Origin of the sequence: Bacteroides faecium (assembly GCF_012113595.1) — a bacterium.
GTDB lineage: Bacteria > Bacteroidota > Bacteroidia > Bacteroidales > Bacteroidaceae > Bacteroides > Bacteroides faecium.
The window spans coordinates 2759616-2779189 of record NZ_CP050831.1; the positions used below are offsets into that span (position 1 = coordinate 2759616).

Consider the following 19574-nt stretch of genomic DNA (forward strand, 5'->3'; position numbering starts at 1 on the left):
ATCAATCTAAATTGTGTTTTTTAAAATCGTAATACGCATTGCAAGCCAACCGACTTGTTCTTAAAACTATTCGAGCGGAACTGATTGTTATTGTCGATAACAGCCGGTTCTACTTTCATGCTCAGGTCGGGAGTTATATCGAAATTGGACAACTCTGCATCCACATACGCGTCGATGATAGAGATAAGATAAACTCCGATAAATGCAAATATACTAAGATCCCGGTAACGCCGGAACATATCTTTTCTTCGTTTTAATGTATTTTTCAACTGCTCCTCGTTGTAAGTAGCGTTGGGGGGCAGCAAGTCTTCGTAACTTTTGGTGTTCGGGTTGCTGTCCATGATGTCCAGGTAGGCTTGTGAGTAGTCTTTGTACATCTTGCCGTTCCAGCTCAATGCATACGCACAACCAGCAAATCCACCGTATATAATAGGTAGTTTCCAATATTTACGGTTGTAAATCTGTCCGCCGCCGGGGAATACGACAGCAAGCCAGGTCGCTTTGGTCGGATTCGGGATAAATATCTTCTTGTTAATATCCTGTGCAGGTGGAACACTGTCTGTCTTGACAACGATAGACGCCGGCTGCTCTATCTTTTTCAACTCCTTCTTGTTCACTGCGTCCAGACTGTCTGCTATTTGTATCTTGGCAGCCGACAGGCTATCGACAGAAGGAAGTTCCTTGGACGGTATAATCCGGATGGAATCTTTCTTCAGCGAATCCTGTACCGTCGGTTCACGATGCCTTCTGGCACGGGCTTTCGGCGCTTCCCGCTGTATGATAGTTGTGTCTTTCTGCACCGGAGTGACAGTGGATTGTGCATACACATCAATCCCTGCCACCTGTAGAAAACAGAGAAGCAGGGCGATGACGGGTAACTGATATTTCTTACTTATTCTAGTCATTTACTTCTTTAACGTATCGAAGATTTCCATGATACGTTCCAGTTCCTCTTCGTTGCCGAAAGGAATACTGATTTTTCCTTTCCCCTTTTCGGAGCAAGTGAGTTGTACCTTGGTATTGAAAAAGCCTGTGAGCTGTTGCTTCAGTAAGTTGAATTCTTCCGGAAGTTTGGCACGTTTCGGGGTTATTTTCCGCGTACCGCTTTTCACAGCTTCTCCTTCGCTTAATGATTTAACAATTTCTTCTACTTTACGGACGGAATATCCGTGCTCTTGTATCTCTTCGAATATTTTAACTTGTAGTTTAGGGTCGCCCAGTGAAATGAGCGCACGTGCATGCCCCATGTCCAACTGTTTGTTTTGCAATGCCATCTGTATGGGAGCCGGCAGTTTCAGCAGGCGCAGGTAGTTGGCGATTGTCGTACGGTTCTTGCCGATACGTTCGCTCAAGCGCTCCTGTGTCAGTTCGTACTGGTCGAGCAGATGCTGGTAGGCAAGTGCGATTTCTACGGCATTCAGGTCTTCACGCTGTATATTTTCAATCAGCGCCATTTCCATCATGTTCTCGTCGTCGGCGGTGCGGATGTAAGCGGGGATTGTTTTTAGCCCTGCTTTTTGCGAAGCACGATAACGGCGTTCTCCGGCGATAATTTGATATTCATCGTCCGAGACTTTACGCAAGGTAATAGGTTGGATAATACCGATTTCGGCAATCGAGTCAGCCAGTTCCTGCAAAGCCGTTTCGTCAAACTCACGGCGCGGCTGGTTGGGATTGACGGCAATCTTCGCTAACTCTATTTCATTAATGGAAGAAGAACCTTCGGTTTTCACGTCATCCATTGAGAGCAAGGCGTCAAGTCCGCGTCCTAATGCATTTCTTTTTGGTGTTGCCATATCTTCTTCTTTTATTTATTTCGGTTGATAATCTCTTTAGCAAGAGCCAGGTGGTTCTTGGCGCCGGTAGAGTCCGCATCGTAAAGGATGGTCGGGATACCGTAGCTGGGAGCCTCGCTCAATTTGACATTTCGTTGAACGACTGTGTTGAATACCAGTTCCTGGAAGTGTCGTTTTACTTCATCGTAGATTTGGTTGGCCTGGCGCAGACGTGAGTCGTACATCGTGAGCAGGAACCCTTCGATTTCAAGAGCCGGATTCAGTTTTGATTTGATGATTTTGATGGTGTTCAGCAGTTTGCTGATACCCTCGAGAGCGAAATATTCGGCTTGCACGGGGATAATCACCGAGTCCGCCGCTGTAAGGGCATTAATCGTAATAAGACCTAATGAAGGCGAACAGTCTATCAGAATATAGTCATATTCTTTCTTCAAAGGTGTAAGCACTTCTTTCAGAATCTTTTCGCGGTTTGGGAGGTTCAGCATTTCAATCTCTGCTCCTACAAGATTGATGTGCGAAGAGATTACTTTTAAAGAATCAATTTCTGTGTCGAGGATAGCGTCCTGTACGTTGGCTCTGTCAATAATGCATTCATAGATAGTGCATTCCGACTGCTTGATGTCTACTCCCAGTCCGGAAGAGGCATTAGCTTGCGGGTCGGCATCTATCACGAGTACCTTCTTTTCGAGTGTAGCAAGTGAGGCTGCGAGGTTAATCGTAGTCGTAGTCTTTCCTACACCGCCTTTTTGATTGGCCAAAGCAATAATTTTTCCCATATTCTCTAAATTTATTGGCAGCGAAATAAGTGATAAATCCTTAGAGCGCCTACGAAAAAAGAGAAACTTTGCAATTTCTGTTGATAAGTCGCCTGTTTTGTTAATAACTGTCGGACGAAACGGTTACAAAACCAAGACAGGTTCTCCATCTACCTTTCTCTTTGTGAGCTTGCAAATATACATATTTATATTGGATATTTATTTCTTTTTTTGCTCGCTTGCAGAAGATTAAGATTTGTAAACGGGTGAGAGTGGGGGATGGAAGATACTTTTCATCTGAAGGAAAGAGGGTTTGGTGGTACGGCTTCTTTTTGCTACTTTTGTGCGAATATTAAAAAGGAAAGGATTGAATATATGGAAAATGAAAAGCCGTTGATACTCGTATCGAATGACGATGGCGTGATGGCTAAAGGCATTAATGAACTGGTGAAGTTTCTTCGCCCTTTGGGGGAAATAGTAGTAATGGCGCCTGATTCCCCGCGTTCGGGCAGCGGTTGTGCGCTGACGGTGACTCAGCCTGTTCATTATCAACTGGTCAGGAAGGAGGTTGGACTGACAGTCTATAAATGTACGGGTACACCGACCGACTGTATCAAATTGGCACGTAATACGGTGCTCGACCGGACACCGGATTTGGTGGTCGGCGGTATTAATCATGGGGATAATTCGGCTACAAATGTGCATTATTCCGGTACGATGGGGGGGGTGATTGAAGGTTGTGTGAATGGAATTCCTTCTATCGGCTTCTCTTTATGCAATCATGAACCTGATGCTGAATTTGAAGCTGCCGGACCTTATATTCGTAGTATCGCCGCGATGATATTGGAAAAAGGACTTCCCCCTCTGACTTGTCTTAATGTGAACTTCCCGAATACAACTGATATAAAAGGAATAAAGATCTGTGAACAGGCAAAAGGGCGCTGGACCAACGAATGGGCTGCTTGTCCCCGTCTCACCGACCCAAATTATTTTTGGCTGGCCGGTGAATTTACCGACCACGAACCCGAAAATGAGAAGAACGACCACTGGGCACTGGCAAATGGCTATGTGGCTATCACTCCAACTACCGTTGATGTGACGGCTTATGACTTTATCGACGAATTGAACAAATGGATAATGGATAAATAAGAAGGGAATGAATGACATTCTTTTCTTCATTCCTCATTCTTCATAATCAGTAATCTATTAAATATGAAGTATTATCTGATTGTCGGCGAAGCATCCGGCGACTTGCACGCATCCCATCTGATGGCTGCCCTGAAAGCGGAAGACCCGCAGGCTGATTTTCGTTTTTTCGGGGGCGACCTGATGGCTGCTGTCGGCGGAACGATGGTAAAGCATTATAAGGAATTGGCCTATATGGGCTTTATTCCTGTGTTGCTCCACCTGCGCACCATCTTTGCAAACATGAAACGTTGCAAGGAAGATATTGTTTCCTGGAATCCTGATGTAGTAATCTTGGTGGACTATCCGGGATTCAACCTCGATATTGCCAAATTCGTGCATGCCAAGACGCAGATTCCGGTTTACTATTATATTTCTCCGAAGATATGGGCATGGAAAGAGTACCGTATCAAGAATATAAAGCGTGATGTGGACGAGCTTTTCTCTATCCTTCCTTTCGAAGTGGAATTTTTCGAAGGAAAGCACCAGTACCCCATTCATTACGTAGGCAATCCTACGGTAGATGAAGTTACTGCGTATCAGGAAACACATCCGAAAGACTTTGAAGCATTTGTGGCAGCGAATCAACTGGAGGATAAACCGATAATCGCGCTTTTGGCGGGAAGCCGGAAGCAGGAGATAAAGGATAATCTGCCGGATATGCTGAAGGCGGCTTCCGCTTTTCCTGATTATCAACTTGTTTTGGCTGGAGCTCCTGCCATTGCTCCCGAATACTATAAGCAATACGTGGGCGATGCGAAAGTGAAAATCATTTTTGACCAGACATATAGGCTTTTGCAGCACGCAGATGCGGCTTTGGTCACTTCGGGTACAGCTACTCTTGAGACAGCTTTGTTTCGCGTTCCCCAGGTCGTTTGTTATCATACTCCCATCGGGAAAGTCATTTCTTTCTTGCGGCGTCATATTCTGACGGTGAGATTTATTTCATTGGTCAATCTGATTGCCGACCGCGAAGTGGTGAAAGAACTGGTGGCGGATACGATGACCGTGAAGAATATGCAGCAGGAATTAAAGAATATACTTGAAAATGAGAAGTATAGAAAGCTGATGCTTAAAGAATATGAGTATATGGCAGAGCGGTTGGGACCTGCCGGTGCTCCCCGTCATGCAGCACGTGAAATGCTGGCCTTGTTGAAAAAATAACTTTCTTTTTCTGAATAAACGTAAAGCCGATGCAATATTTGCACGGCTTTTTTATTTATAGTACAGAAGGTTAAAAAAGAAAGGAAAAACGATATGAAAAAATTTAAGTGGCTTTTAGGTATTTTATTGCTGGCATTAGTGCCGATGTTGCAGTCATGTGATGATTATGACGGTTATTCGATAGGAGATTTCAGTTGGGACTGGGCGACAGTTCATACAACTGGTGGTGGCGGATATTATTTGGAAGGTGACCGTTGGGGAACAATTGACCCGGTCAGCACTTCCATTCCTTGGTATAAACCTGTGGACGGTGAGCGTGTAGTTGCGTTCTTTAATCCTTTGGTTGATGTAGAAGGTGGTGTACAGGTAAAGATGGAAGGCGTTCAGGATGTGTTGACCAAAGAAGTGGAAGAGATGAAAACTGAAGAAGACTCCAAAGAGTTCGGGAATGACCCTATCGTGATTTATCAGGGTGATATGTGGTTGGGAGGAAAGTTCTTGAACATTATCTTCCGCCAGAATATTCCCCATTCTGAAAAACATCGTATCAGTCTGGTACAGAACCTGATTGGTGTGGAAGAACCGACGCCTCTAAAAGTGGCAGAAGATGGCTATGTACACTTGGAACTGCGCTATAATACCTATGATGATAAGACCGGTTATTGGGGATGGGGACGAGTTTCCTATAATTTGGAGGAATTCTATCCGACAGCGAAAGAGGGCGAAACAATACCGATGAAAGGCTTTAAGGTTACAATAAACTCAAAAGAAAATGGAGAAGGAAAAGTTATCGTACTCGACTTCGAGCATCCGGTGGGTGTACCGGAAAAAGCGAAGGATGTACATTCTACTTCTTCAATCCGATAACCTCTAACTATGATTTACTGTGTGTGAAAAAGGTCGGGATGCTTCCAAAGAAGTTCCCGACCTTTACTATTTTATTGCAATTCTATTCCTTTAAGAGAGAGACTGGATAAAATACATATAGACGACTGCCGCAGGGATAGCCATCAAGGCACTGTCAAACCGGTCAAGCATTCCGCCGTGTCCCGGAAGAATTGTTCCCGAATCCTTAACGTGTAATTGGCGTTTAAGCAATGATTCCGTCAGGTCACCCCATGTACCGAATATGACAACCACCAATGCCAATCCTGCCCATTCCCACATGGACATGAACGGGAAGTAGTGAGCCAGTAGAAAAGAAACACCGATAGCTACCACTCCGCCACCGATAGAGCCTTCCCAGGATTTCTTTGGTGAGATACGTTCAAAGAGTCTGTGTTTGCCGATAAGCGAACCGATGCAATATGCACCTGTATCATTCAGCCAAATGAATATAAAGACGGATAATGGTAAAATCGAAACATAGCTTACACTATTATATTCCTTGTTGTAATTGAATGCTAATATATTCAACATGGCAAAAGGCAGGCCGATATACAATTGGCTAAGCATGGAATAAGCCCAGTTGAGTACCGGATTTTCTTTCTTCAGATACAATTCACTAATCATCATATAGAGTAGTAAAAGTACATACGGAATGAAAATTTTCGAATCGGCTGCGTCGATGCAGAATCCCATTATTGCAAGGAATAAATAGGCTCCGCCTAGCATTGTGATTGTCTTGTTTATCTTGACTCCTTCTACCCTCATATTAACCAACTGCCCGAACTCATATATAGTCAGTGCACTGATGATAGTGAACAGAATACCAAAGCTGAATGAATCGTAAAGGATGCACCCCACCAGGATGGCAACGAAGAGTACACCCGTAATAGCTCGTTTTATAAAATTGTTAATCAAAATCAGCGTGTTTTAATTAGTTGGATTTTGGCAGCTTATTTTTCCTCATTCGTTTCTGTTTCCGTAGATGAATGTCTCTCTACAGTCACTTTTGTTCCTTCTGCGGTTACTTTCGTTCCCGTAGCAGCAGCTTTTTCTTCTGCGGTATTTTCAGCTTCCTCTTCTTTGATTTCTTTTTCTTCTCCCTTCAGCTTTTCAGCTAACTCCCTTTCGGCCTTAGCAGCATCCTGGCTTTCTTTCGCAGCCATGATTTCTTCCGAACGCGATGCCCACGGGCGTTTTCCGAAGATACGTTCAACGTCTTCCGCAAAAATAACTTCTTTGTCAATCAGTAACTGTGTCAGTTCGCTGTGACCTTCCTTATGTTCGGACAAAATTTGCTTGGCACGTTCATACTGCTCGTTCACCATCTTCTTGACTTCTTCGTCAATGAGTTCGGCGGTCTTTTCGCTATATGGACGGTTGAAAGAATATTCTTCATTATTATAATAACACAGGTTCGGCAACTTGTCGCTCATACCTAAATAAGCAATCATGCCATATGCCTGTTTCGTCACTCTCTCCAAGTCGTTCATGGCACCCGTAGAGATACGGCCCATAAATAAATCTTCAGCCGCACGTCCGCCAAGAGTCGCGCACATCTCGTCAAGCATCTGTTCCTTAGTTGTAATCTGACGCTCTTCCGGCAGATACCAGGCAGCGCCCAGCGCACGTCCGCGAGGAACGATCGTTACCTTAATCAGCGGATTGGCATATTCCAACAACCAGGAGATAGAAGCGTGGCCAGCTTCATGCAGGGCAATAGAACGTCTTTCGGCTTCCGTCGTAATCTTAGTTTTCTTTTCCAGACCACCGATGATACGGTCGACAGCGTCAAGGAAATCCTGCTTACCTACGAACTTCTTACCGTGGCGGGCTGCAATCAATGCCGCTTCGTTGCAGACATTGGCAATATCCGCACCGGAGAATCCCGGAGTTTGGCGTGACAGTAAATCTACGTCCACTGTATCATCTATCTTAATCGGGCGCAAATGTACGCCAAATACTTCTTTACGTTCGTTCAGGTCGGGCAGGTCTACATGTATCTGACGGTCGAAACGTCCGGCACGAAGCAACGCCTTATCCAATACGTCTACACGGTTGGTCGCTGCCAGAATGATAACACCACTGTTGGAACCGAAACCGTCCATCTCTGTCAGCAACTGGTTCAACGTGTTCTCACGTTCGTCATTTCCACCCATTGCAGGATTCTTTCCACGTGCACGTCCCACGGCATCAATCTCATCAATAAAGACGATACAGGGAGCCTTTTCCTTTGCCTGCTTGAACAAGTCGCGGACACGGGATGCACCTACACCCACGAACATTTCCACGAAGTCAGAACCCGCCAAAGAGAAGAAAGGCACATTCGCTTCGCCGGCAACAGCTTTGGCAAGCAACGTCTTACCGGTTCCCGGAGGGCCTACCAGCAATGCGCCCTTAGGAATTTTACCACCCAGGTCTGTATATTTCTGCGGTTCTTTCAGGAACTCTACAATTTCTTCCACTTCCTGCTTGGCTTCTGCCAAACCTGCCACATCCTTGAATGTGATTTTGATAGAACCACCTTTTTCAAAAAGTTGTGCTTTTGATTTTCCTACGTTGAACACACCGCCGGGGCCACCGCTGCCGCCACCGCTCATGCGGCGCATGAAGAATATCCATAAGGCAACCAGCAATACAAGAGGAAGTATCTGAATCAGGATAGCAGGGAATATATCCGATTTGGGCGGATAATCCGATGTACCGTCAAAGTGTCCGGCTTCTTTTTCTGCCTGCAAGAATTCTTCCAGCTTATCGGTAGATGGCGCCCTACTCGTAATGATGGGGTTGCGTCCTACCTTCGTAGAGTCTGCGCCAAACACTGCACCTACGGCAGTAGGTTTCAGATACGCTTCGATAGACTTATCTTCATAGCCCAACACCTTGCTGACATATCCTTTTTTAACGTAATCCTGTAACTCGCTGTAAGTAACAGCTTTGCTTCCAGCACCCTTTGAATCACTGCCCCACCAGAGGCCGAGAAGCATCAGGGCAATAATCATATACATCCAGTTCAGATTGAACTTCGGCAAATTAACCTTATTGTTAGGTTTATTACCATTGTTATTATTGCTATTATTATTGTCCATAATCGTAAATTAGTCTAAATCAGGGATTTGAGTAAGCTTGGCATCCGCCCAAAGGTGTTCTAGATTGTAGAAACCTCTGACTTCCGGCAGAAAGACATGTACCAATACATCAGAATAGTCCATGGCAACCCATTCTGCATTCCGAAGTCCGTCAATTGCAAAAGGCTTGGTATCAGCACCTTTACGTGTAAATTCTCTGATTGAATCTACAATGGCACTAACTTGGCTGGGAGAGTTTCCCTGACAGATAACGAAATATTTACAGATGGTATCTTCTATACTGGTTAAATCGGCAATAATTATGTTTTTACCTTTTTTCTCTTGAATTCCTTCTTTTATCTTTTCAATTAATACTTTAGTATCGTTCATTCTTGCAATTGAAATTAATAATTCATGTTCTTTTAGTTTATAACAAAAAAAGACTGTCCTTTGTTTCTGATTATAAACGTGATATTTTTGACAAATATACGCTGATTTATTGGATACAAGAAAGTTATACCCCAATTTTTGTGTTTTTTAGTGGAGATACTTGCCTATAGAAAGCTAATTTGAGGATTTTAGCAAAAAAAACAGCAGAAATGTTTTGAATTCCCAAATTATTTGTATCTTTGCACCCGCAATCGAAAATGATTGGGCTATGGTGTAATGGTAACACATCAGATTCTGGTCCTGACGTTCCTGGTTCGAGTCCAGGTAGCCCAACTGGAAAAAATGTCAATAAAGGAAATAATACCCTGTAAGGAGTCACTTCTTGCAGGGTTTTCCGTTTTTAGAAAGTTACAATTCAAGAAATATTGAAGGCTCAGTCTGAATCATGCTCTAAACAACAGAAAAACAGGTCTTATCATCTATAAAAGTGATAAGACCTGTTTATTTATATCTTCGAATCAACTAAGTCTCTGAATCGACCGAAAGATTATTCTTCCGCCTTTATAGATTCATCAATTACCTTGATTTTCTGCAATACCAATTCCAAATCAGCTTTCAATTTATCCACCTTACGGTTTAATTCAGTCAGCAGGCTGCTGCCTTTCTTGGAAGTGGAAGTAAGGAAGCCCAGATTATTTTCATATGTCTGAAGTTCATTCTTCATATTCTCATAGGCACGCATTAGCTTCTCACGTTCTCTGTACAGAGATTGGGAACCGCCGCCTTGTATGTTGCTGATATTCGAACGGAAATTGCTCAACTTCTTGTTGGAAGCGTTGATGTTGAAGCGGTCAAACAGTTGGTCGATGACCGTGTGATACTGTTTGTACAGTCTGTCTTTTTCCTTGAAAGGTACATGACCGATAGAATTCCACTCTTTCATTAAATCACGAACGAGTGTGTTGGCTTCTTCCGTATCCATGTTTTCGTCGATGGCAGATAGCTTTTCAATCAATGCCTTCTTTTTCTCCATATTCTCTATTTCAACGGAACGTTGGGAAGAAGTGGCCTTGTTCTTCTGTTCAAAGAAATAGTCGCATGCAGAGATGAAACGTTTCCAAACAGCGTCCGAATGTTTCTTGGATACCGGACCAATCGTTTTCCATTCTCTTTGGAGCTTGGTCAACGCGTCCGCAGTCGCTTTCCAATCGGTGCTGTCTTTCAGGGCTTCCGCTTGTTCGCAGAGCGCTTTCTTTTTTTCCAGGTTTTCGTTCATTCCCTCTTTCAGGCTCTTGAAGAATTCTCCTTTTTTCTTGAAGAAATCATCGCAGGCATGGCGGAAACGTTCGAAAATCTTCACATTCATCTTTTGAGGAGCAAAACCGATGGTCTTCCATTTGTTCTGTAAAGCAATCACTTCCTGTGTCTTGTTTTCCCAGGCAGAGAATGTTTTCAGTTCGGCATACTCTATCGCTTCTACGATTTCGCAGATAACGGTCTTTTGGTCTAAGTTATGCTGCTCCACTTCCTTCAGGGACTCGAAGTGCTGTTGGTGACGGCGGTTGACAGCCGTAGACGCAGCCTTGAATCGGTTCCATATTTCATCGCGCAGTTCTTTCGTTACCGGGCCTGTATCACGGAATTCCTGATGTAGCTTCTGAAGCTGGTGGAAAGCGGAGACTACATCTTCCTCGTCAGCCAGCTTTTCGGCAGCTTCGCAGAGATGTGTCTTTATTTCCAGATTCTTCTTGAAGTCATATTCGCGGAATTCGTTATTCAGTTTCAACAAATCGTAGAACTTCTCTACGTATAATTGGTAATTCTTCCAAAGTTCATTCACTTTGCCTTGCGGAACCAACTTCGTCTCATTCCATTGCTGTTGCAGCTTCTTGAATTCCGTATAGGACTTGTTGGCATCGTCTCCGGATTCCACCAACTCCTTCAGTTCTTCGATAATGGAAAGTTTAACTTGCAGATTCTCTTCCTTCTGTCGTTCCTGCTCGGCAACCAGTTTGCTTCGCCTGTCTTTGATGACTCCCATCAGACGCTTGAAATCTTCTTCTGTCGGATCTTCTTGCGGAACAAAGTCCTCAACCGCGCCACCGTTGTCTGTAAACTCCTTTTTGGCAGCTTCCAGCTCGGCATTATGTAACTTGTAGAATGATTGTTTCAGATTGTCAATTTCCTGCTTGTTCGCATTCTCAGCATCTTGCGCAAGCTCTTTCAACAGGTTTAGTACATCTTCCTTCGTGGCAGGTTTAGGAGCTGCTTCAGGTTGAACTTCGGCAGTAACTTTTTCAGTCGGAGTCTCTGTAATAGGTTCAGAAACCTCGGCTGTTTTCTTTTCTTCTTCTAATTCCCCTTGGTTCAAGGGTTGATTAGTGTCATGAGCGTCCATCATTGTATATTAGTTTTGGGTCACAAATTAATGAAATAAAACGATTACTTCATACTGTTTTGCTTATTTTTTTTTGTTTATCTTGTTTTTATGACAATAAAACCGTAATTCCCATGTACAACATCATGCCGATGATGTCATTTGTAATGGCTATAAAGGGGCCTGTCGCGATGGCAGGGTCGATTTTTAATTTCTCAAGCGTCATCGGTACCAGTGTCCCGAAAATAGAAGCAAACATCACCACGGCAAACAAGCTGATAGATACGGAGTAAGTGACCGTAGCCGTCGCGCCGAACCGGATAAAGTTGTAAGTATATACCAACAGCGAAATGATAGTGGCATTGATTAAAGCCACCACTGCTTCCTTCGTGATTTGTTTGAATGTGTCTTTAGCGTCCAGCGAACTGTTAGCCAATCCCTGAACGATAATGGCCGAAGATTGTGTACCGACATTTCCACCCGTACCACCGATGAGCGGTATATACAATGCCATCTCGGGATGAGCCGCGAAAGTAGAGTCGAAATTACCTAATATCATGGAGTTCCCGATTCCGCCAATCATACCGATGAGCAGCCACGGAAGACGTGCGGTGGTCTGTTTGAGCACGTTATCATCGGTTTCTACGTCCTGCGAAAGACCGGAAGCCAACTGGTAATCACGTTCCGACTGTTCACGGACTTCGTCCATGACGTCGTCGACGGTGATTTGCCCGACAAGCCTGCCGATACTGTCGACAACGGGGATAGCTACCAAGTCATACTTTTCGATAGCCTGCACCACTTCGTCAATAGGCGTATCCACATGTACTGAAGTCGGGTCCTTCTGCATCACATGTTTCACTTTCGATACAGACGGAGAAGTAATCATCTTCTTCAATGGAAAAATACCACGCAGGCGTTCGTCATCGTCGATAACATATACATAATAGATTTCGTCCAAATCTTCCGCTTGCTGACGCATCTCTTTCAGACATTCGGGCATACTCCAGTTCTCATTGACAAGTACCATCTCTGTACCCATCAAACCACCGGCGGTATTCTCGTCATACTTCAGCAAGTCGACAATATCTCCAGCCTGTTCGATGTCCTCAATGTGCGAAAGAACCTCTTCCTGTTTGTCCTCGTCAAGTTCACGCATCAAGTCTACGGCATCGTCCGTATCCATGTAGTCGACGAAACGCTTGGCGATAGTCTCCGAAGGAAGCATCTCGAGAAGCTCCCTACGGGCATCCTCGTCCATTTCGACCAATACGTCGGCAGCTACTTCGTTATCGAGCAGTCGATAGACTGCCTTGGCTTCTTCCGGATTCAGGTCATTGCATAGTTCAGCGATGTCGGCCGGATGAAGGTCGATGAGAAGTGCTTTTACCTTATCTCCCTCTTTCTGTTCGATAAGATGCTTTACGTTGTCAATGTATTCCTCGTTCATTGTTGTCTGTTACAAAAGTGTTAATGCTTGTTCCACTTTGTTGGTCAGGTCGATAAATTCTTCTACCGATAATTGTTCCGGGCGTTTATTGAATAAGATGTCCTCTGTCAGTGGACAGTCTTTTCCTAAAATCGGCTTGATGGAGTTGCGCAATGTCTTGCGGCGTTGGTTGAAAGTCGTTTTCACCACTTGCTTGAACAGTTTCGGGTCGCATCCCAACTCTTTCGTCTCGTTGCGTGTCATTCGGATAACGGCGCTTTTTACTTTTGGGGGCGGATTGAATACATGCTCGCTCACTGTGAACAGATATTCCACTTTGTACCATGCCTGTATCAGTACGCTAAGGATGCCGTATGTCTTGCTGCCCGGTCCGGCAGCGATACGTTCCGCCACTTCTTTCTGAATCATTCCTGTGCAACAAGGTATGATATCCTTATTATCCAGCATCTTGAAAAAAATCTGGCTGGAGATATTATACGGGTAATTGCCGGTCAGTACGAAAGGCTTGCCGTCGAACAATCGGTTGAGATTCATCTTCAGAAAATCATCTTCGATGATATGGTCTTCCAGTGACGGATAGGCTTCGCGGAGATAGGCAACCGATTCATAGTCAACTTCTACGACTTTCACCAACCGGTCTTTTTTCACCAGAAACTGAGTCAGTACTCCCATGCCCGGTCCTACTTCGAGAACAGGCAATTCGGGGAAAGTGTCGACTGTATCGGCAATATCCTGCGCAACTTTCAAATCTTTCAGAAAGTGCTGTCCGAGAAACTTTTTAGGCTTTACTAATTTCATTTACCAACTAAATAATTACTTTTGCAGCCGACAAAGGTAATTCTTTTAAATGAAGAACGTGCCACTATTTAAAAAATAAATGATGTGCCAGCGCAGCTAATCGAATAATAAAGAATGGAGAAACTATTAAAAAAGACGCTGAAGCTTATATTGCCGGTTGTTTTGGGCGGCTTTATTTTGTTTTGGGTATATCGTGGCTTTGATTTTACAAAGGCGGGCGATGTATTGCTGCATGGCACAAACTGGTGGTGGATGCTTTTTTCGCTGTTGTTCGGAGTCTTTGCCCAGGTGTTTCGTGGTTGGCGGTGGCGGCAGACACTGGAGCCGCTGGATGCTTTTCCGCGGAGAAGTGATTGTGTGAATGCCATCTTTGTCTCCTATGCTGCCAGTCTGGTCATCCCCAGGATTGGTGAAGTGAGCCGTTGCGGTATATTAGCCAAATACGATAATGTATCATTCGCCAAATCACTGGGTACGGTAGTTACCGAACGGCTGGTCGATACACTGACAATCCTTCTGATAACAGGAATTACCGTATTGCTGCAAATGCCGGTATTTGTCACTTTCCTTCAACAGACGGGTACAAAGATTCCTTCTCTGCTTCATCTCCTGACATCTGTTTGGTTCTATATTGTCCTGTTCTGCTTCATCGGAGTAGTGATACTTCTTTATTATTTGAGGAAGACACTGTTTTTTTATGAAAGAGTGAAAGGTTTTGTACTCAATATTTGGGAAGGCGTCATGTCATTGAAAAGTGTGCGCAATATTCCCCTCTTCATATTCTATACATTAGCTATCTGGGCGTGTTACTTTTTCCATTTCTATTTTACGTTCTACTGTTTTGCTTTCACTGCTCACTTGGGTGTGATGGCAGCATTAGTCATGTTTGTAAGCGGTACATTTGCGGTAATTGTACCTACGCCCAATGGAGCAGGTCCGTGGCACTTCGCCGTCATTTCCATGATGATGTTTTATGGAGTAAATGAGATGGATGCCGGAATATTTGCCCTTATTGTGCACGGCATTCAAACCTTCCTGGTCGTTTTGCTGGGCATCTATGGTTTGGCAGCGCTGCCGTTTGCCAATAGACATCGGGAGTGATGTTTGAGCTAAAAGAGTGTATTCTTTTCTATATAATTAGTACGATATTACAAAGAAAAACAGACAAACTTGCTTATTTTTGTCCGAAACTAAATACGATATATTTATGAAAAGAATCAGCTACCTTGTCTTACTCTTCCTTTGGATTCTCCCTGCGTCGGCACAGAATCAGTCCGAATCCGCTTTTTTCGACATTCTTGATAAACGTGTTTCCACTATTCCCCACAATCTGGTTCTTCACAATCGCCCTGTCGATTATAAAATAGAAAAAGACCGGATTAGTATAACTGCGGCGGGGAAGACAAACCTATTCAACAGTCCTTCCGGGAAATCGAAAGTTACGAACGCTCCGCTTATCCTGTTTGAACCGGAAGCGGACTTTACAATGAGCGCACGGGTTACAGGTAAATTAAAGTCTGTTTATGATGTAGCCGCTCTTGTGATTTATCAGGATGATGACGTTTGGGCGAAGTTTTGCTATGAGAACTCGGTCAATCTCCAGCCGACAATCGTCTCGGTCGTTACCCGTACTTTTTCCGATGATTGTAATTCCATGCCGACAGGCGGTTACGCATACATGGCGGTAGTGAAGCGTGGCTCGGAATACTCATTCTTCTATTCCTCTGATAATAAAAACTGGTTGATGGTGAGGAATTTCAACCTGGAAACGAAAGGAAAAGTCAAAGTCGGTTTTGCGGCACACGGCTCTCGTGGAGACGGCTTTACAGGAATATTCAGCGAGATAAAATATCAGCCGAAAGCCTTGGACGATATGCGAATGTTGTCTTTGGAATGAATGTTTTTGCGAACGTTCTTTGCCATCTGAAAACTTTTCCATAACTTGCCACTGTTTAATTATTAGATTTAAAACAGTTTTAAAATATTTGTTATGAGCACAATTCTTTCTTTAGCTCCACAGAACGTGTGGAAGCATTTTTATTCGTTGACTCAGATTCCTCGTCCGTCAGGGCATATGGAAAAAGTGACTGACTTCCTGATTAATTTCGGAAAAGGCTTGGGATTGGAATCTTTTGTTGACGAAGCAGGCAACGTGATTATCCGCAAACCCGCAACTCCGGGCATGGAAAACCGGAAAGGTGTTATTCTTCAGGCGCATATGGATATGGTTCCTCAGAAGAACAACGATACAGTGCACGATTTTGAAAAAGACCCCATTGAAACGTATATAGATGGTGACTGGGTGAAAGCGAAAGGTACTACCCTGGGCGCTGACAACGGACTTGGCGTAGCCGCCATCATGGCCGTACTGGAAGCCAAAGACCTGAAACACGGACCATTGGAAGCCCTCATTACCAAAGACGAAGAAACCGGAATGTTTGGTGCATTCGGATTGAAACCGGGTACGGTGAATGGGGAAATTCTTCTGAATCTCGACTCGGAAGACGAAGGCGAATTGTATATCGGTTGTGCCGGCGGTATGGACGTCACTGCTACATTGGAATATAAGGAAGTGGCTCCCGAAGCAGGCGACATCGCTGTACAAGTTATATTGAAAGGCTTGCGTGGCGGACATTCCGGATTGGAAATCAATGAAGGCCGTGCCAATGCCAATAAATTGCTGGTTCGCTTTATCCGTGAAGCTGTTGCCAGTTATGAAGCTCGTCTGGCTAGCTGGGAAGGTGGCAATATGCGAAATGCCATTCCACGTGAAGCACACGCCATCGTTACTATCCCTGCTGAGAACGAAGAAGAATTGCTGGGCTTGGTGAAATACTGCGAAGACCTGTTCAATGAAGAATATTCGGCTATCGAAACTCCAATCAGTTTCACGGCGGAGCGTGTGGAACTTCCGGCAGGTCAAGTGCCCGAAGAGATTCAGGATAACTTGATTGATGCCATCTTTGCTTGTCAGAATGGCGTGACGCGTATGATTCCTACTGTACCTGATACAGTGGAAACTTCTTCCAATCTTGCTATAATAACGATTGGTGAAGGCAAGGCGGCTATTAAGATTTTGGCTCGTAGCTCCAGTGATAGCATGAAGGAGTATCTGACTACCAGCCTTGAGTCTTGCTTCTCTATGGCAGGAATGAAGGTAGAGATGACAGGCGGCTATTCCGGTTGGCAGCCCGATGTTAATTCACCGATTCTGCATGCGATGAAAGCATCTTATAAACAGCAGTTTGGAGTAGAACCCGCAGTGAAAGTTATCCATGCGGGTTTGGAATGCGGTATTATTGGTGCTATCATTCCGGGATTGGATATGATTTCTTTCGGTCCTACATTGCGCTCGCCGCACTCACCGGACGAAAGAGCATTGATTCCTACCGTACAGAAGTTCTATGACTTCCTCGTAGCTACTTTGGAACAGACTCCAATGAAATAAAAAAAACGTATTATATGACGTATTCTTTCCTATTATATAGCTTATTTATTTCTATTATATAATAGGTATCGTATAGAAAAAGGCACGGATGATATTTCTTCCGTGCCTTTTTGTCTTATTTGCTGCCACTTTGTTATCGGTTTACTTCCACTTGTGTTACGAAATAGTTTCTTAATAATTAAATTAATTGATGCAAATCAATTAATATGCTATAAAACATAAAATTCCGCCTTTTTTAGATACAACCTATAAACAAAGGCTGTATTTTTGTGTTATAAAACATGTAAATGAAAGGATAACAAAATGAAAAGGTTAAAAAGATTGTTTAGAAAGTTCGGCGAAGCCGACGTACATGTTTGGGGATATTCAACAATTAATACTCTCCCGAACGAAGAAAAGTAGTTTTTAGTTTTCAGGAATTAGTAATTTTAAAGGTTTAAAGATTATGGCAAAGAAAATGAGTTCTTTAGTAAGAAAAATCCTCAGTGAAGTAGGTCGTAACGAAATGCTTGCATGGGGGTACAGAATTGAGAAATGAGAAAAAGTGCATTAACTAAGTTTATAGTGGGGATACGTTATTGAAAACGATATCCCCACTTTTTTGTATCTATAATATCTCTAGTAGACTAACAATTCCAATCTCAGATACGATTATCCCCAAATCTTCAAACATATTCTTCGTAGCCAACAGTTGCGGCAGTTTGTCTGTTCCAGTGACAGTTCTTTTTCTAATTTACGTATCCACTTGTACTGTTCCCGGCATTTCGTTTGTAGTGTGTCACATTGACTTTTTGTTTCTTCATACATTCCGATTTCCTTGTCTTGTTTGCCCAAAAGTGACATATATATGGAGCAAAGTTTCGATTTGTCTATGCAAAATCGCTCCAGCTTCTCAATATACATTAATGTAAGCCCGTGTTTGTTCCGGTTTTTAAAGTCCTGAACACTTCCATCGTCTATGATGTCGACACCGGGTCGTTCGTAGCATACGGTGATTTCTCTCATTTCTATTAGAATCCAAACGTATTCTTTTTCAAATCCGTATTTCTCGGCTGCTTCTTCTATGGTAATCCATTGTGCCATAAATGTTTGCTTTTTTTTTATGTGTTATACAATAAGGGTGAACAATGCATCTATTTATCTATAAATGCTTTATTCATTTATATTAGTACAACGAGCATTCACACTTCTTGTTGTCCGGTGAGTGGGGACAATTTAGGGAATATTGCGGATTATGAAACCGACCGGATACAAGAAAGACGTGAATGCTGTCGCACCATTATCCATGACTGAGGCTAGCAATACCATCGCAGAAGATAATGATAACGACAGACATCCACGTCAATCGTTTATATATAACACATCTTTTACGGATATGTTGATATACAGCCGTTCACGTGAAGTATCTGCCGTATCATCTCCCTCTGCTTAGATTTGCTATTTTCAGTCATGAGAGATAATACACTTTTACTTCATTAAGAAATAAAAACCGCTTTCTGCCTATTCATCACGCCGATGAGCGGAAAGCGTATGACAAAGATAAATGATTTATTTGAAATATATTGGAAATAAGGAAAGAAATGCAAGAAGTTTTGTATTAATTCATATGGGACGAAACTTTACTACATATGATTTATATTTGATAATTTGCTGTCATCTGTCACAGATTACCACTTAATGCGCTGATTGTGAAATAGTAATGACGTGACAGCAGGATGTGACGGCACTGTGACAGAAGAAATGCTGTCACATCATATTAGTCTCGGTTTATGTGTTTTGGTTCCATTCTTTGGAACCATAGTTTCCTCGGTGTGAAACTCTAGTTCCAATGCTTTGAAACCAATAGTTTCAAGCTGGTGAAACTAAAGTTTCAAGCCTATGAAACTCTAGTTTCAAATAACAGAAACTTTGGTTTCAAGCAATAGAAACTAAAGTTTCACGCTGATGAAACTAGAGTTTCGCGTATTGAAACTGGTAGTTTCAAGTGGGGAAACGATTTGTTTCAAGGCACGCAACGAATCATATATGCAGGAGGTATGATTTTAGTAACTTGGGATGCCGGGAAATATATTGCCGATTGATAAAGTTTTAACTTTGCTTTATTTTCTGTTTCTTGTGAGACAGAGTGTGACAGCATTTTTGTTGTCACAGTGCCGTCACCTGCTGCTGTCACGCTCTTACTGTTTTATACTCAGTATGTTAAGTGGTAATCTGTGACAGGTGACAGTTTTTTATTTTTATTTTATTCTTATGTAGGC

The 19574-nt window shown here is 43.3% G+C and carries 17 protein-coding genes and 1 tRNA gene; 8 read left to right on the top strand and 10 right to left on the bottom strand.

Annotation, left to right across the window (positions count from 1 at the left end; translation table 11 throughout):
- Positions 1 to 20: 20 nt before the first annotated feature.
- Genes BacF7301_RS09845 through BacF7301_RS09855 form a run of 3 tightly spaced genes read right to left on the bottom strand, consistent with a single transcriptional unit; the run spans position 21 to position 2572 of the window.
- Positions 21 to 905 (bottom strand): DUF5683 domain-containing protein, encoded by an 885-nt coding sequence (locus BacF7301_RS09845; protein ID WP_167962351.1) that lies wholly within the window; start codon positions 903 to 905, stop codon positions 21 to 23.
- Positions 906 to 1796 (bottom strand): ParB/RepB/Spo0J family partition protein, encoded by an 891-nt coding sequence (locus tag BacF7301_RS09850; RefSeq protein WP_167962353.1) that lies wholly within the window; start codon positions 1794 to 1796, stop codon positions 906 to 908.
- Positions 1797 to 1807: 11 nt separating this feature from the next.
- Positions 1808 to 2572 carry a ParA family protein gene (locus BacF7301_RS09855; protein WP_022138067.1) on the bottom strand — a complete coding sequence of 255 codons (765 nt, stop codon included), beginning with the start codon at positions 2570 to 2572 and terminating at the stop codon, positions 1808 to 1810.
- Between the two features lie 354 nt (positions 2573 to 2926).
- Between BacF7301_RS09855 and surE the strand changes: the two genes are divergently transcribed.
- The 3 genes from surE (at position 2927) to BacF7301_RS09870 (ending at position 5767) form a co-directional block, all read left to right on the top strand.
- Positions 2927 to 3700, top strand: coding sequence for a 5'/3'-nucleotidase SurE (surE, locus tag BacF7301_RS09860; RefSeq protein ID WP_167962355.1), 774 nt, complete (start codon positions 2927 to 2929; stop codon positions 3698 to 3700).
- A 63-nt stretch (positions 3701 to 3763) separates the two neighbouring features.
- Positions 3764 to 4900, top strand: coding sequence for a lipid-A-disaccharide synthase (gene lpxB, locus BacF7301_RS09865; RefSeq protein WP_167962357.1), 1137 nt, complete (start codon positions 3764 to 3766; stop codon positions 4898 to 4900).
- A gap of 93 nt (positions 4901 to 4993) precedes the next feature.
- Positions 4994 to 5767: a NigD1/NigD2 family lipoprotein gene (locus BacF7301_RS09870; protein ID WP_167962359.1), complete on the top strand. Its 774-nt coding sequence runs from the start codon at positions 4994 to 4996 to the stop codon at positions 5765 to 5767.
- 90 nt (positions 5768 to 5857) lie between these two features.
- Here the strand turns inward: BacF7301_RS09870 and BacF7301_RS09875 are convergent, their stop codons facing one another.
- Genes BacF7301_RS09875 through rsfS form a run of 3 tightly spaced genes read right to left on the bottom strand, consistent with a single transcriptional unit; the run spans position 5858 to position 9243 of the window.
- Positions 5858 to 6703: a phosphatidate cytidylyltransferase gene (locus tag BacF7301_RS09875; protein ID WP_167962361.1), complete on the bottom strand. Its 846-nt coding sequence runs from the start codon at positions 6701 to 6703 to the stop codon at positions 5858 to 5860.
- A gap of 35 nt (positions 6704 to 6738) precedes the next feature.
- On the bottom strand, positions 6739 to 8874 hold the full coding sequence (gene ftsH / locus BacF7301_RS09880; RefSeq protein WP_167962363.1) for an ATP-dependent zinc metalloprotease FtsH: 2136 nt from the start codon (positions 8872 to 8874) through the stop codon (positions 6739 to 6741).
- Between the two features lie 9 nt (positions 8875 to 8883).
- On the bottom strand, positions 8884 to 9243 hold the full coding sequence (rsfS, locus tag BacF7301_RS09885; protein WP_167962365.1) for a ribosome silencing factor: 360 nt from the start codon (positions 9241 to 9243) through the stop codon (positions 8884 to 8886).
- Between the two features lie 262 nt (positions 9244 to 9505).
- Between rsfS and BacF7301_RS09890 the strand changes: the two genes are divergently transcribed.
- A tRNA-Gln gene (locus tag BacF7301_RS09890) sits at positions 9506 to 9576 on the top strand.
- A gap of 214 nt (positions 9577 to 9790) precedes the next feature.
- Here BacF7301_RS09890 and BacF7301_RS09895 read toward each other — a convergent pair.
- From BacF7301_RS09895 to rsmA, 3 genes are all read right to left on the bottom strand, one after another.
- Positions 9791 to 11644: a DUF349 domain-containing protein gene (locus BacF7301_RS09895; RefSeq protein WP_167962367.1), complete on the bottom strand. Its 1854-nt coding sequence runs from the start codon at positions 11642 to 11644 to the stop codon at positions 9791 to 9793.
- An 85-nt stretch (positions 11645 to 11729) separates the two neighbouring features.
- A complete protein-coding gene (gene mgtE, locus BacF7301_RS09900) occupies positions 11730 to 13070 on the bottom strand; it encodes a magnesium transporter (protein ID WP_167962369.1) in 1341 nt (446 codons plus the stop codon).
- Between the two features lie 9 nt (positions 13071 to 13079).
- On the bottom strand, positions 13080 to 13868 hold the full coding sequence (gene rsmA, locus BacF7301_RS09905; RefSeq protein ID WP_167962371.1) for a 16S rRNA (adenine(1518)-N(6)/adenine(1519)-N(6))-dimethyltransferase RsmA: 789 nt from the start codon (positions 13866 to 13868) through the stop codon (positions 13080 to 13082).
- A 114-nt stretch (positions 13869 to 13982) separates the two neighbouring features.
- Here rsmA and BacF7301_RS09910 point away from each other — a divergent pair, with 114 nt between their 5' ends.
- From BacF7301_RS09910 to BacF7301_RS09920, 3 genes are all read left to right on the top strand, one after another.
- Positions 13983 to 14969, top strand: coding sequence for a lysylphosphatidylglycerol synthase transmembrane domain-containing protein (locus BacF7301_RS09910; RefSeq protein ID WP_167962373.1), 987 nt, complete (start codon positions 13983 to 13985; stop codon positions 14967 to 14969).
- 106 nt (positions 14970 to 15075) lie between these two features.
- Entirely contained in the window at positions 15076 to 15765 is a 690-nt protein-coding gene (locus BacF7301_RS09915) for a DUF1349 domain-containing protein (RefSeq protein ID WP_167962375.1), read from the top strand.
- A gap of 93 nt (positions 15766 to 15858) precedes the next feature.
- Positions 15859 to 17316: an aminoacyl-histidine dipeptidase gene (locus BacF7301_RS09920; RefSeq protein WP_167962377.1), complete on the top strand. Its 1458-nt coding sequence runs from the start codon at positions 15859 to 15861 to the stop codon at positions 17314 to 17316.
- A gap of 651 nt (positions 17317 to 17967) precedes the next feature.
- Here the strand turns inward: BacF7301_RS09920 and BacF7301_RS09925 are convergent.
- Complete coding sequence (locus BacF7301_RS09925; protein WP_167962379.1) at positions 17968 to 18399, bottom strand: hypothetical protein; 432 nt, start codon at positions 18397 to 18399, stop codon at positions 17968 to 17970.
- Positions 18400 to 18550: 151 nt separating this feature from the next.
- Here BacF7301_RS09925 and BacF7301_RS09930 point away from each other — a divergent pair, with 151 nt between their 5' ends.
- A complete protein-coding gene (locus tag BacF7301_RS09930) occupies positions 18551 to 18748 on the top strand; it encodes a hypothetical protein (RefSeq protein ID WP_167962381.1) in 198 nt (65 codons plus the stop codon).
- The last annotated feature ends 826 nt before the right edge of the window (positions 18749 to 19574 follow it).

Bases quoted from the DNA above. Each gene is read 5' to 3' on its own strand.
- BacF7301_RS09845 (WP_167962351.1), bottom strand. From the start codon at position 905: ATGACTAGAATAAGTAAGAAATATCAGTTACCCGTCATCGCCCTGCTT.
- BacF7301_RS09850 (WP_167962353.1), bottom strand. From the start codon at position 1,796: ATGGCAACACCAAAAAGAAATGCATTAGGACGCGGACTTGACGCCTTG.
- BacF7301_RS09855 (WP_022138067.1), bottom strand. From the start codon at position 2,572: ATGGGAAAAATTATTGCTTTGGCCAATCAAAAAGGCGGTGTAGGAAAG.
- surE (WP_167962355.1), top strand. From the start codon at position 2,927: ATGGAAAATGAAAAGCCGTTGATACTCGTATCGAATGACGATGGCGTG.
- lpxB (WP_167962357.1), top strand. From the start codon at position 3,764: ATGAAGTATTATCTGATTGTCGGCGAAGCATCCGGCGACTTGCACGCA.
- BacF7301_RS09870 (WP_167962359.1), top strand. From the start codon at position 4,994: ATGAAAAAATTTAAGTGGCTTTTAGGTATTTTATTGCTGGCATTAGTG.
- ftsH (WP_167962363.1), bottom strand. From the start codon at position 8,874: ATGGACAATAATAATAGCAATAATAACAATGGTAATAAACCTAACAAT.
- rsfS (WP_167962365.1), bottom strand. From the start codon at position 9,243: ATGAACGATACTAAAGTATTAATTGAAAAGATAAAAGAAGGAATTCAA.
- BacF7301_RS09895 (WP_167962367.1), bottom strand. From the start codon at position 11,644: ATGATGGACGCTCATGACACTAATCAACCCTTGAACCAAGGGGAATTA.
- mgtE (WP_167962369.1), bottom strand. From the start codon at position 13,070: ATGAACGAGGAATACATTGACAACGTAAAGCATCTTATCGAACAGAAA.
- rsmA (WP_167962371.1), bottom strand. From the start codon at position 13,868: ATGAAATTAGTAAAGCCTAAAAAGTTTCTCGGACAGCACTTTCTGAAA.
- BacF7301_RS09910 (WP_167962373.1), top strand. From the start codon at position 13,983: ATGGAGAAACTATTAAAAAAGACGCTGAAGCTTATATTGCCGGTTGTT.
- BacF7301_RS09915 (WP_167962375.1), top strand. From the start codon at position 15,076: ATGAAAAGAATCAGCTACCTTGTCTTACTCTTCCTTTGGATTCTCCCT.
- BacF7301_RS09920 (WP_167962377.1), top strand. From the start codon at position 15,859: ATGAGCACAATTCTTTCTTTAGCTCCACAGAACGTGTGGAAGCATTTT.
- BacF7301_RS09925 (WP_167962379.1), bottom strand. From the start codon at position 18,399: ATGGCACAATGGATTACCATAGAAGAAGCAGCCGAGAAATACGGATTT.
- BacF7301_RS09930 (WP_167962381.1), top strand. From the start codon at position 18,551: ATGAAACCGACCGGATACAAGAAAGACGTGAATGCTGTCGCACCATTA.